General features: G+C 72.1%; 8 protein-coding genes. 2 read left to right on the top strand and 6 right to left on the bottom strand.

The features are described from left to right. Nucleotides 1-72: 72 nt before the first annotated feature. The gene (locus B7K22_RS05195; protein WP_084038925.1) at nt 73-2,505 is read right to left on the bottom strand and encodes a hypothetical protein; all 2,433 of its coding nucleotides are present in this window, start codon (nt 2,503-2,505) and stop codon (nt 73-75) included. Between the two features lie 179 nt (nt 2,506-2,684). Then, nucleotides 2,685-3,389 carry an aspartate/glutamate racemase family protein gene (locus B7K22_RS05190; protein WP_084038924.1) on the bottom strand — a complete coding sequence of 235 codons (705 nt, stop codon included), beginning with the start codon at nt 3,387-3,389 and terminating at the stop codon, nt 2,685-2,687. An 84-nt stretch (nt 3,390-3,473) separates the two neighbouring features. Here B7K22_RS05190 and B7K22_RS05185 point away from each other — a divergent pair, with 84 nt between their 5' ends. Beyond that, complete coding sequence (locus tag B7K22_RS05185) at nt 3,474-3,872, top strand: heavy metal-responsive transcriptional regulator (RefSeq protein WP_084038923.1); 399 nt, start codon at nt 3,474-3,476, stop codon at nt 3,870-3,872. 166 nt (nt 3,873-4,038) lie between these two features. Next, nucleotides 4,039-6,402 carry a cation-translocating P-type ATPase gene (locus tag B7K22_RS05180; protein ID WP_084038922.1) on the top strand — a complete coding sequence of 788 codons (2,364 nt, stop codon included), beginning with the start codon at nt 4,039-4,041 and terminating at the stop codon, nt 6,400-6,402. Between the two features lie 62 nt (nt 6,403-6,464). Here the strand turns inward: B7K22_RS05180 and B7K22_RS05175 are convergent, their stop codons facing one another. The 4 genes from B7K22_RS05175 to B7K22_RS05160 all read right to left on the bottom strand — a co-directional run bounded on the left by B7K22_RS05175 (nt 6,465) and on the right by B7K22_RS05160 (nt 13,107). Further along, the gene (locus B7K22_RS05175) at nt 6,465-7,652 is read right to left on the bottom strand and encodes a PrsW family intramembrane metalloprotease (protein ID WP_084038921.1); all 1,188 of its coding nucleotides are present in this window, start codon (nt 7,650-7,652) and stop codon (nt 6,465-6,467) included. Then, nucleotides 7,649-8,275, bottom strand: a complete 627-nt coding sequence (locus B7K22_RS05170; RefSeq protein ID WP_084038920.1) for a hypothetical protein — start codon at nt 8,273-8,275, stop codon at nt 7,649-7,651. Before B7K22_RS05170 ends, B7K22_RS05175 begins: the two co-directional genes overlap by 4 nt. Nucleotides 8,276-8,367: 92 nt before the next feature. After that, on the bottom strand, nt 8,368-9,588 hold the full coding sequence (gene metZ / locus B7K22_RS05165) for an O-succinylhomoserine sulfhydrylase (RefSeq protein WP_234983318.1): 1,221 nt from the start codon (nt 9,586-9,588) through the stop codon (nt 8,368-8,370). 339 nt (nt 9,589-9,927) lie between these two features. Further along, nucleotides 9,928-13,107: a lamin tail domain-containing protein gene (locus B7K22_RS05160; RefSeq protein WP_084038918.1), complete on the bottom strand. Its 3,180-nt coding sequence runs from the start codon at nt 13,105-13,107 to the stop codon at nt 9,928-9,930. Nucleotides 13,108-13,129: the final 22 nt, after the last annotated feature.

The following is a 13,129-nucleotide window of genomic DNA, read 5'->3' as shown; positions in this document are numbered from 1 at the left end:
GGATCCATCTCGCTGTTCTACGGCACCGGGCCAGCGAAGTGGATCCGTTTCGCGCCAGAAGAGAGGGGGGAGTCAGCTCAGCAGCGCTTGGCGCCAGTGCGGCTCGTGGTCGCGGATCCAGCGGGCGTCCGCCTCCCACACCTCGCCCACGCCGCGCTCCCACAGCTCAAGCCAGGGAGACTGGCCCGTCGAGCGCATCTGCGCGAGGTAGTCGTGCATGCGTTCCGAGCGCAACGACAGCAGCGGCAGCAGGCGCTCGCGCTCGGCGTCGTCCAGCCCGTATCCGTCCGCGAACGCGCGCATCCGCTCAGCTTGGGTCGACAGCTCGAACCCGGTGCCGTGCAGCGGGGCGAACGCGTGGATCGCGTGCGCGATGTCCCACAGGCGGGTGCCGGGCGCCGCCGCGTCCCAGTCGATCGCGATGAGCCGTCCGTCCCCGGCGATCACGAGGTTCGACGGCGCGATGTCCTGGTGGATGATGAGGTCGCCGCCCGGTCCCGGCAGCCCGTCGAACCACTGAGCGTCGGCAGGAGGCGTGAAGCCGTCGAGGGCGTCGTGCATGTCACGCATGAAGGCGCCGATGCGCGCCGGGTCGAGAGCGCGCGCTGGGGCGTCGCGGTGGTCGGCGCGAACGCCGTCGACCCATTCGACCAGGTGCCGGCCCTGCGCGTCCCACCCGAAGCTGCGCGGGGCGCCCGTGAAGCCTGCGCTCTCCAGGTGAGTGAGGAGCGCGTGGATGGCCCCCGTGTACGGGTCGGGGGCCTCGAGCGAGACCTCGCGCCGCGCGATGCGCAGCGGGAGCTCGTCGGCACCGCGGGTCTGCGCGGGCTTGTAGCGCCGCCCCGCGCGCGGCGCTGACGTCAGCGGTGACAGCGGGTGCGATCCCGCGCTGTCGCCGGATGCGCTCGCCACGTCGCCCCTCGCGAAGCCCTCGGTCGCAGCCCCGCGTTCACGACGTGGCGCAGCGTGAGGTGGAGCAGCGTGAGATGCAGCACCGGGCGGGGGCGCAGCGGGCCACTCGACGGCAGGGGGGTCGGCCTTGCGGAACTGTTGGCGCGCGGCGTGAATCGCGGCCAGCGCGCCGGCGGCGCCTCCTCGGGAGCGCCGCGGCGCTGGGGCTCCGGGTCTCTCGACAGGCGATGGCTCGGCGCCCGCGTCGACGCCTGTGGGTCCGTGGGTCGACGCGCGCCGCTGTGCTCGCCGGGAGGGCAACGACTCGAGTCCTGCCGCCGGGGAGCCGGCGGCCGTGTCGGCGGCGGCGAGGCCGCGCTCGCCGTCACCGTGCTCCGCTTGACCGTGCGCTCCACCAGGTAGAGGCACCGCGCTCTCCGGGGCGACCTGGTCGCGCATCGGCGCGCCCGAGCCGTCGGGCTGCGAGCCAGCGGCGCCATCGACCGCTCGTGGTGGCAGCGTGATGGGCTCTGGCTCACTGGGCGAGACGCGCACCCGCGCGAGCGTGGGCGCCGCCTTGCCCGCCTCGACCAGCCGTCGTCGCAGGCGCCTGCTCATGAGCGACATGCCCATGTACGGTCCGGCGATGCCCACGGGCTCGGGCCATGCGGGTGTCGCGATGCGCGGCACCGGGCGCGCGTGACGCACTCCCCGCCAGCGGTCCAGCATCCACTCGATGCCCTCGAGGCTGTCGAGCAGGCGCAGCTCGGCGTCGTCGGCGCTGTGCCCCTGGACGGCGATCTGCCCCTCCCACCCCGAGGCCATCAGCTGGTGGGCGAGCTTGCGGTCGAGCCGCCCCGCGCCCCACGGGAGGATCTTGCGGCCGGTCTGCACCGCATCGGCGTCGATGCCCGACAGTGCCACTGCGACCAGGTGGCCCCGCATCGCGGAGAGCACCTCATCGAACCGATGCGCATGATGGTGGCCGTGCTGGAACTGGTACGCGATCCCGACGTTGCGCAGCCCGCGAGAGCCGAGCTCCTCGATCACCTCGACCTGGTTCTCGGGCTCGCCGAACCAGCCCAGGTGGTTGGTCAGCGCGACGCACATGCCGTGCTCGCGCGCGAGCAGAGCGAGAGGCTCGAGGTGATCCGCGCAGCGGCGCACGCGTGCGCGTTGGATCCTCGGCGCGAGGCGAGCGGGCGTGCCCTCCTGGCCGAACTCGACGCACGTCCACAGGTCAGGGCGCATGCCGCGCGCATGGAGCGACTCGACCTGGATGCGCACGTGCGGGTCGATGACCCCCAGCGCGGCGTCGGCATCGGGCGCGCCCTGGTCGGCGAGCGGCATGGGGCACCACAGGCCCACCACCTCGATGCGCTCGGCTGCGAGGGCGTCCATCTCCTCGTCGAAGCGGAGCATGTGGTCCTCGCGCCAGTCCCACACGATGCGCGTGAGCCCCAGCCGCCGCAGCATGGCAGCGCGCTCCGCAGCGGTGCGGTCGGGGAAGTCGTACGCGACGATGCGCGCGGCCGCGATCTGGGCGCGCTGCGCGCAACCCCCCTGTCCGGCGGGCGTCTGCGCAGCCTCGGCTGCGCGCGTCGCCGCTCCCATGTGCCCCTCAGCTCATCGTTCCTGGGCTCGCGCCTGCGATCCCAGTATGGCCTTCAGGCTAGCGTCGCGACACGCCCGTGTGAAGAACTGCATGTCCGCGCCAGTAGCAACGAATGTCCAGGTATCGGGTCATTTGCGCCGATGCGCGTGCAGGCTCGGCGGGTCCGTGGCAGGGCGCGTCAGTCAGCGAGCGCGAACTCGAGCGCGGCGTCGACGTGCAGCGCGAGCGAGTCGAAGTAGGGCTGCTCGACGTCGGTGGCGGTCATCACCATCGGAATCTCCGTGCATCCGGAGATGACGCCTTGGGCGCCACGGTCGCGCAGCTCGTCGTACACGCCCCGGATCCATGCCGGCGCGCCCTCGGGCACGACGCCGCGCGCGAGCGAGCCGTAGATCAGGTCGTGCACGTCGTCCAACGCGGGCTCCTCGGGGACGATCGTGGTGATCCCCCTGGCCGCCATGTGGTCGCGATAGAACGGGTCGCGCATCGTGTATCCGGTGCCGAGCAGCGCGACGGTCTCGACTCCCGCCGTCCGGATCGCCTCCGCCGTCGCGTCGAGCATGTGGATCAGTGGCACGTCGATCGCGTCCGCCACGGCGGGAGCGACCTTGTGCATGGTGTTGGCGCAGATCATGATCGCCTCGGCACCGGCGTCCTGCAGCTTGCGAGCGTCCGCGGCGAACAGCGCGCCCATCGCGTCCCAGTCGCCCGCTGCCTGGCGGTCGGAGATCTGCTGGAAGTCGTACGAGCGCACCAGCAGGTCCGCAGCGCTCGAGCCTCCCAGGCGCGCGTTGACGCCCTCGTTGAGCAGGCGCTCGAACTCGAGGGAGCTGTGCCAGGTGATGCCGCCGAGCAGGCCGAGGGTGCGAGGTTGGGAGCGCATGGCGCCACCGTACCGCCCTCGACTGGGCCGTGCTGGCGCGGTGCAGGCTTCCAGCGCGCTGGAACCTTGGCGTACGCTGGAGCCATGCGCATCGGCGAGTTGGCGGACCAGGCGGGGGTGACGGCGAAGACCGTCCGGTACTACGAATCCATCGGGCTGCTGCCCGACCCCGGGCGCACCGCGTCCGGCTATCGCGAGTACGACGGCGAGTCGGCGGACCGGCTGCGGTTCATCCGCGATGCGCAGGCCGCGGGCCTCACGCTCAAGGAGTCGCGCACCATCCTCGACATGAAGGCCGCTGGCCGTGGGACCTGCCAGCACACCCGCGCCCTGCTCGAGGGTCACCTCGCGGACATCGACGCGCAGATCGCCTCGCTCGAGGCGGCGCGCGCGGAGCTGCTCGCCCTCTCCGCCCGCGCGGACGCGCTCGACCCGGCGGACTGCGCCGACCCGAACCGTTGCCAGGTGGTGTCCCACGACTGACGTGACCGTTGCCAGGTGGTGTCCCACGACTGACGTGGGATGCCGCATCGGCACGTCTGGCGCCTGATCGACTCTCGCCTGCGACCTGACCCGGGGAAAGCGCAGCGAAGCGACGGCAAGGAACCGGCTTGACCTTCCAGTGCACTGGAAGGTCTAGCGTGGAGCCATGACCGACACCGCGCGACCGCGCACCATCGATCTCGCCGTCTCCGGCATGACCTGCTCGAGCTGCGCCGCCACCGTTCAGGGCGGGCTCGAACGGCTCCCCGGCGTCGATGACGCGAGCGTCAACTATGCGACCCGTCGCGCCACCGTGAGGCCGGCCGAGGGAGCCGATGCGGCGGTGCTCGAGGAGGAGATGCGCTCGGCCATCGCGGCGCTGGGATACGAGGTGGTCACCCGACCCCGGGCCGTGGCCGGCTCCCCTGGAGCGGGTCAGCAGCACGACGGTCACGGCGACATGCGCAGCGACGCCCACGCGGACGAGCACGCCGCCCACCTGGCCGCGGACGCGAGCCGCATCGCGGACTACCGCCGGCGGTTCGCTGTCGCCGCAATCCTCACCGTTCCCGTGCTCGCGCTGTCGATGGTGATGCCCTGGCAGTTCTCGGGGTGGGAGTGGGCGGTGGCCATCCTCTCGACCCCAGTCATCTGGTGGGCCGCACTGCCGTTCCACCGCTCGACGCTGCGCGGCGCCCGCCACGCGAGCGTCAACATGGACACCTTGGTCACGCTCGGCACCGTGGCGGCCTGGACGTGGTCCACGGTCGTGCTGCTCACCGGCGTCGGTCACCTCTACTACGAGACCGGTGCCGTGATCGTGACCCTGATCCTGCTGGGCAAGTGGCTCGAGGTGCGCTCGACCTCGCAGGCGGGCGACGCGATCCGCGCCCTGTCGAGCCGCCAGTCCGCGACCGCTCGTCTCGAGGACGGCCGCGAGATCCCGCGCGCGGACCTCGAGGTCGGCATGCGCTTCGTGGTGCGTCCGGGAGAGACCATCGCCACTGACGGCGTGGTCGTCGACGGCGGCGCGGCCGTGGACGCGAGCCTCGTCACCGGCGAGTCCGTGCCGGTCCGCGTCGAGCCGGGCGCTGGACGAGACTCCGAGGTGGTCGGCGGCACCATCGCCACCGACGGAGCGCTGACCGTGGAGGCCACGCGCGTGGGCTCGGAGGCGATGCTCGCGCAGATCGCGCGCATGGTCGACGAGGCCCAGACCGGCCGGGCGCGCGTCCAGCGCCTCGCCGACCGCATCTCCCGGGTGTTCGTACCTGTCGTGATCGCGGTCGCGCTCGTCACGCTGGCGGCGTGGTGGCTGGCCACGGGCGACGTCGACGCGGCGTTCACGGCGGCGGTCGCGGTCCTCATCATCAGCTGCCCGTGCGCACTCGGCCTCGCGACGCCGCTCGCCATCATGGTCGGCACGGGCCGCGGCGCCCAGCTGGGCGTCCTGGTGCGTGGGCCGGAGGCGCTCGAGGACACGCGCGACGTCGAGACGATCGTGCTCGACAAGACGGGCACCGTCACCTCAGGACAGATGGAGCTGGTCGAGGCGAGCGCACCCTCCCTCGAGCGCGACCACGGCGCCGCGGCCGTCGCCGCGCTGCTCGACGCGGTCGCCTCCGTGGAGGCTCGGTCGGAGCATCCCATCGCACAGGCGGTCTCCCGGGCGCGGCCGGAGCGCGTGCGCCTCAAGGGCTTCCGGTCGATCGCCGGCCACGGCGTTGCGGCCACCGTCGAGCACGCGGGCCTCGCGGGTGAGGCTCCGGGCGGGACAGGGGCGCACGCCGACGTCCTGGTGGGCTCACGTCGACTGTTCGACGAGATCCCCGCGGAGCTCGAGGAGCTGGCCGCCACCGCGGAGTCCGAGGGGCGCACCGCGGTGTTCGCCGGGCGCGTGCCCAGTGACTCCGGGGGGCTGGGAGCGGCGACCCTGACCACCCGCGCGCCCAGCCGACCGGAAGCCGTGCTGGTGGTGAGCGACGCCGTCAAGCCCACCAGCGCATCGGCCGTCCAGGCGCTCGAGGACCTGGGACTCGAGGTGGTGCTGCTCACCGGTGACAACGCGCGAGCCGCGCACGCGGTCGCGAGCGAGGTGGGCATCGAGCACGTGATCGCGGAGGTTCTCCCGGCCGACAAGGCGGACGTGATCCGCTCCCTCCAGGGAGGCGGGACGCGCGTCGCCATGGTGGGGGATGGCGTGAACGACGCCCCCGCGCTCGCTCAGGCCGATCTGGGTCTCGCCATCGGCACGGGTGCCGACGTGGCTCGCGAGGCCTCCGACCTCACCATCGTGTCCGGCGACCTGCGGGCCGCGGCCGACGCGATCGCGCTGTCGCGACGCACGCTGGGCACCATCCGCGGCAACCTGTTCTGGGCCTTCGCGTACAACGTGGCAGCGATCCCCTTGGCGGCGTTCGGCATCCTCAACCCGATGATCGCGGCGGCCGCCATGGGCGGATCCAGCCTGTTCGTCGTGGGCAACTCGCTGCGGCTGCGGTCGTTCGCGGGGCACCGCGCGCGGGGTTGACGGGCGCACCCTGCCGCTGGGCGCCTGGGTCCCGGAGACATCCTCGCCACAGCGCGGGCGACTCAGCCCGAGCGCGCCCGGCGCTGAGCATCGGCACGAGCCTGTCGCCGGTCGAGCGTCGCCGACAGGATGCGCACGTCACGGGTCAGCTCCACCGTGCGCGGTGAGCCCCATCCATCCTCGTGAGCAGCGGTGAGCAGGCTCAGCTGGGCACCCTGGAGTCGGCGCAGCGCCCGGGCCGTCTGCCTGCCTCCGCGGTGCTGCGCCCACCGCCGTGCGCGACGCCGTGCGCGCCGCGTCGCGAGCGTCGAGAAGTCTCCGGGGCTGACGAGGTCGTCAGGCACCACGTGGCGGGCGAGCCCCGCGAAGGTGCGTCGCTCCCTCAGATGCGCCCACCGCAGCACCACGAGGAACAGCGCGAGCACCGGAACGCCCTTCACGATGGAGCTGACGACCGCGTTGCCCGCGAGCAGCGGCGTGTCGAAGAAGCCATGCAGCGCCATGGCGAGCGCGAGCCCTCCCAGCAGCGCCGCCCATCGCTGCAGCGTGGAGGTGCCCGCATTGAAGAAGTAGCCCAGACCGGCCCCCGCGACCGCGGTGAAGGTCGCATGACTCCACAGTCCGCCGACGATGCCCCTCAGCCAGACCATCGCGTAGACGGTGCCGGCGTCGCCATCGGCCGCGAACGTCGCGGTGTAGAGGAAGCTCTCGGAGACCTGGAAGCCCAGCCCCACGACGGCCCCGTAGAAGAGCCCGTCCGCTGCCGAGCGCACCCGCGCGCCGGGGATGAGCGCGAGCGCCAGCACCCCCAGCATCTTGAGGGGCTCCTCCGACAGCGGGGCCGCGAAGGACGCCACCCACGGGTTGTCGGCGCCGATGGCGCTCGCGACCACGTCGTGCATCGCCGGCGCCGCCACCGCGCCCAGGCCGGGAGCGGCGACGGCGCCCCACAGCAGCGCGCCGATGACGGTCACGGGGGAGCGTCTCTCGAACAGCTCCATCCGGTACAGGATCACGAGGAACACGAAGCCGTAGAGAAGCCACAGCACGACGGCGAGCGACGAGGTGCGAGGGCTGGCCTCCATCGCGCGCGCGATGTGCGGCGCCCACAGCGCCAGGCCGTACATCGTCAGCGCCGCGCCCACCCAGAAGACCCAGGACCGCGCGTCGACAAAGCTGGCAGTGCGCGGGATCAGCCTCGGGAGCGCGGCGATCGACACCGTGTACGGCTGTTCCTCACGCGCGCTCACGGCTCGCCCTCGTCCATCACCACGGTCATCGCGACGACCATCTGCTCGGCGCCCGGTTGCGCACTCGCCCACGCCTCGAGCGGGGCCGTGAGGGTCGACGTGGTCCAGAACGTCTCGTAGGACGTCACCCAGACCTGCGTCGAGCGGGCCTCGGACGTGGCGGTGACGGTGGCACCCCGGCTGCCGTCGTCGGCGGTGAAGGCGCTCGGCTCGGTCATGATCCAGTTCGCGCTCGCGTCCTCGGCGAGCGCGTCAGCGGCATCCTGGGCCGCTTGCTGCACGTCGACGGCGCCGCCCTCGACCTCGACCGTCAGGGTCGCGCTGCCGCTTGCGAGCGTCGTGACGCCGTCCGCCTGCTGCTCCACCGCCCAACCGGGCGCGAGGGAGATCTCGAGCGTGCCCTCGGCTGCGGTGGTCTCGTCCTTGGTCGCGGTGCCGGTGAGGGCGCCCGCTGCGTAGGGCACCACGCCGACCATGATGAGCGCGATGCCGGCGATGATGGCCGCGCCCGGCAGGGAGCTGCGGCCGATCAGGCGCACGGACAGCGGCAGGCGCGGGCCCGTGGCCAGCGTCTCCGTCGTGGGCGCGGCCGGTTCCTCTCGGGGCGGCTCGCCGGCGCTCATGGCCGGGACGGTACCACGCGGGCACGTCCCGAGCGGGGCCACCCGCCGACCGCCGGGAACCGGACATTTCGCCCACCCGAGCGACGGGTCCCTCAGACGTGCGCGAGCGCCCGCTCGAGATCCTCCTTCAGATCCTCGACGTCCTCGAGGCCGATCGACAGCCGCACGGTGGTCTCGGAGATGCCCACCTCCGCGCGTCCCTCGGGGCTCATCTTGTTGTGCGTCGTGGTCGCCGGATGTGTCGAGATCGACTTCGCGTCGCCAAGGTTGTTCGAGCAGGTGAACAGGCGTAGCGCGTTCATGAAGCGGAACGCCGCGGCCTGCGCCTCGGGGCCGGCGACGTCGACGTCGGGACCTAGGTCCAGGTCGAGCGTCACGAGGGTGCCGCCCAGGCTCATCTGGGACACCGCGAGGTCGTGCTGCGGGTGCGACGGGTGGAGCGGGTAGCGGGCGACCCGAATCTTGGGATGAGCGTCGAGCCACGTCGCGAGCTCGAGGGCGCTCGCGGCCTGATGGCGAACCCGGACGGCGAGCGTCTCGAGCCCCTTGAGCAGCACCCAGGCGTTGAAGGGCGAGATGGTCGCGCCCATGTTGCGCACCATGAGCTTGACCGGGCCCTCGACGTAGTCGGCCGATCCGAGGATCGCCCCGCCCAGGACCCGACCCTGCCCGTCGATGTGCTTGGTCGCTGAGTAGACCACCGCATCGGCCCCCAGCTCGAGCGGCTTCTGGCCGATAGCCGTCGCGAACACGTTGTCGACGATGAACAGCGCGCCGGCCTGCTTGCACAGGCGCGCGATGGCGGGGATGTCGAGCACGTCCTGCATGGGGTTCGTGGGCGACTCGATGTAGACGGCCTTCGCGGGCGTCGAGAGGGCGCGCTCCCACTCGGCAGGATCGTTGCCGTCGACGTAGTCGATGACGATGCCCCACTTGTCGAAGAAGTTCGCGAAGGTCTGCAGCGTCGAGCCGAACAGCGCCTTCGCGGCGACGAGCCGGTCGCCCGAGCCGAGGATCGAGCCGAGCGCGACGAACACCGCGCTCATGCCCGTCGAGGTCGCGAAGCAGGACTCGGCGCCCTCGATCGCGGCGAGACGCTCCTGGAACGCGGTCACCGTGGGGTTCGCGTACCGGGAGTACATGTAGATGTCGATGTCGCCCGCGAAGGCGTCGCGCGCCTGCTCCGCACTGTCGTACGCATAGCCCTGCGTGAGGAACATCCCCTCGGACATCTCGTTCGCCTCGGAGCGGTGGATGCCAGTGTGCACCGCGAGCGTGTCGGGGCGCAGGGAGTCGGGGAGGTCGGCGCTCATGGGTTCAGGGTAGCGGCGCGCTGTCGTCGCGGGCATGCCTGGGAAAGCTCGAAGAATGGTCCGGAGAAGTGCTCGTGCGCGCCACGGAATGTTGCGCGCCATTGTGGATGAAGACGAGGAATCGCTGATGCTCCGATGCGGGCGCCGGTTTTAATTCGCCTGTCACCAGGCACGACGTCGCATTCGAAGCGTTTCGCCGGCGCGCGTTCACCTGTTCTTCACCTGAGGATGCGAGGCCCTGGGAGCAGCGACGGACGAGTCGCACGGTGATGCGCCCGCCCGCGACGCGCTCGGGGCGGAGACCCTGAGGGATCCCCGCCCCGCGCACGTGTGGGTGAATTAGGCCGCCCGGCGGCGCGCGACGACCAGCGCGCTGCCGAGGATCGCGAGGCCCAGTGCCCACCACGTCAGCGCTGCCACATCGGCCGCTCCGGTGGCCGCCAACGCTGCCGTGCCGTCGGCGGCGACCCGGATGGTGGTCGAGCCCAGGACAGTGCCGTCCTCGAGCTGGAGCTCGATGGTGTGCGTGCCGGCCGGCACCGAGGCCGGGATCACGATCTCGACCGAGCCGTCTGCGGCGACCGTAAGGGTCCCGAGGTAGGTGGGCTCGGAGAAGAGGTAGCCCTCGACGGTGCTGACAGGTCCCGCGCACTCGAGGTCGAGCACGACGGTGATCGCGTCGCCGGCGGCCGCCGAGGCGGGTGCCACGAGCGTGCAGCCGAGGTCGGCTGGAGGCGCACCGCCGTCGCCGGAACCATCGCCGCCGTCGCCGTCGCCGTCGCCGCCGTCGCCGTCGCCGTCGCCGTCGCCGTCGCCGCCGGAACCGCCGTCGCCGGGCGCACCGTCGACGGCCGGCAGCGTGCCCGAGCGCAGCGAGAAGCCGTCGGTGTCGGCGTCGTCGACGTAGAACGTCGCGACCGCGCCGTCGACGGCCGTGGAAGACGTCGCGACGGCGAAGCCCTCGTTCGCGACGTTGGCCATGCCGGCCGGGCGCTCGTAGAGCGCGGTCATCTCCCACGCTCCGCCGTCGTGGGCGAAGGTCGCGATGCGGCCGTCGCAGGCCTCGTCGCACACGACCCACAGGACGTCGCGCTCGCTGTCCCATTGCACGTCGGCGACGAGCGGGAACGATGCCGCCTCGGTTGACAGCGTGTCCAGCAGCGTGGCCTCGCCGTCCGGACCGAGCTGCACGATGTACACCGCCGCGGTGCCCTCGACGCCGACCGCGAACGCGCTCAGCTCCGGGATCCAGGTGATGCCCTCGAGGCCGCCGTTGGCGGGCAGCGCGGACAGCGGCGGGAGCTGAGCCAGGTTCCACTCGTCGGTGGCCCGCAGCGAACCCGAGCCGGAGACCTCGTAGCGCAGGATCGACGGGCGGCTCACCGAGCCCGCATCGTTGTTGCGCTCCGTCGAGACGTACACCACGCCGGGCTCGCCCTCGCGAACGGTAACGCCCTCGGCGTCGACCACGCCGGCCTCGCCGGCGGGGTAGCCCAGCGCCCGGCCCGACTCGTAGCCGGGAGCGAGCGACCACGTGCCCGCCGCATCGGCCGTCAGGCGGTACAGCAGGCCGTCGCCGTTCTGCACGGCCCACAGGTCACCGGTCGCGGCGTCGTGGTCGATGCCGGACATGTCGCCCGAGAACCACGCCTCGTCGTCGAGCACCTCGACGTCCGCGCCGCCGGGCCAGGCGGTCGCCCGCACGAAGCCCTCGCAGTCGTTGAGCTCGCCCGGGGTCGCCGATGCGGTCGTAACGAACTCTCCCGACCCGTCGGGGCAGCGGCCCCAGCTGGGCGCGCCGTGCGACGTCCACGCGTAGGAGTCGATGAGGGCCTCACCGTCGGCCTCGAACAGGCGCACCTGGTCCTCGCCGCCCAGGCCGTAGCCCAGGTCCTGCAGCACGAGCAGTGCCCCCGGCGCGATGGTGGTCCCGGCGGTGACGGTGTGGACGTGGTCGTCGTCGGAGTCGCGGACGATCAGGCCAGACGCGTCGACCGAGGTCGCGCCGATGTTGATGATCTCGACCCAGTCGGTGCCGGACGTATTGACCTCGTTGATGCGCAGGGGTGTCGAGCACTCGTTGGGCGCGCCCTTGGTCGAGGCCGTGGCGTCGCGCCAGTCGCCGGTGCCGTCAGGGCAGCGCGCCCATGACACGAGCGCATGCTCAGGCCACGAGTGCTTCGCAGCCAACGCGCCCCCCGCGTCATACAGGCGGAACATGTCGCCGTTCCCGAGTCCGAAGGTGAAGCCCTCGGGGTAGGTCGCGGACTCCTGGTCGATGACGAGCAGGCCCCCTGCGGGGACCACGGAGCCAGCCGGCACCACGTCCGTGCGCGAGTCGTCGTCGTCCTTGATGGCCCAGCCCGAGATGTCGATGTCCGCGTCGGTGAGGTTCGCGACCTCGACCCAGTCGGTGTCGTCGCCGTTCGACTCGACCTCGTTGATCGCGAGGTCGCCGGAGAGCTCCGCGGGCTCCTCGACGGGCTCCTCGACGTCGCCGGAGCAGTCGTTCGCCGCGCCGGGCGTGGCCGCGCCGGTCATGCGGAAGTCGCCGGTCGCGTCGGTACACCGGCCCCACGTCGGGTCGGTGTGCTGGCTCGCGGGCCAGGTCGTCGCGTCGAACGGCGTGGCCGAGCTGTCGATGAGGTCGTCGACGATCGCGGTGCCCGCCGAGAACAGGCGCACGGAGTCGCCCTTGCCCAGGCCGAAGTCGAACGTGCCGTCAGGGTTGTCCTCGTCGTCGTAGCCGTCGAGCAGGAGGTGCCCGCCGGCGGCGATCGTCGTGCCCTCGGTGATGACGTAGTGGTGGTCGGCGTCCGCGTCGGACACGACAACGCCGCCCAGGTCGAACGCGACGTCGCCGGTGTTGGCGAGCTCGATCCAGTCGACGCCGCCAAAGTGGCCCGTGTCCTGCGAGGCGACCTCGTTGATGACGACGGCGTCCTCGAGCGCGGGAGTGGCGGGCGCGATGTTCGCTGCACCCGGGGTGGCCTCGCCGGTGTACCCGAAGTCGCCCGTGCCGTCCGGAAGGCGACCCCACGAGGCGCCGCCGTCGTTCGTGTGGGTGTCGTCGGGCCACGCGCCAACGGCGAAGGGCTCGGCGGCATCGTCGACCACGCCGTCCACCACCGCGGTGCCGGCGGAGTAGAGGCGCACCTCGTCACCCTTGCCGAGCCCGAAGCCCAGCACGCCCTCCGGCCCCGTGGCCTTGTCGCCCGCGAGCACCAGGAAGCCTCCGGGGGCGAGAGCCGTGCTGGCGGGGATCGTGTAGGCGTCCTCGTCCTTGTCGTCGGTGACGACCACGCCGGACAGGTCGAGCGGCTCGGAGCCGATGTTGGTCAGCTCGATCCAGTCCTCACCGTCGAAGTGTCCGGTGTCCTGCGAGGTGACCTCGTTGACGACCAGGGACGCCTCTGGCGTGGCCGGCCCGTCGGCGAGCGCGGGGTGCGCGACCGCAAACGGGATGGTGGTGAGTGTGGCGGTGGCCGCGAGCGCGGCCGACCTCCGCAGGTGTGGCATGAGTGCTTCCCCTCGTCGGAAG

This window comes from Demequina sp. NBRC 110053, from assembly GCF_002090095.1.
Lineage (GTDB): Bacteria > Actinomycetota > Actinomycetes > Actinomycetales > Demequinaceae > Demequina.
This window is presented reverse-complemented; position numbering and strand designations above follow the sequence as displayed.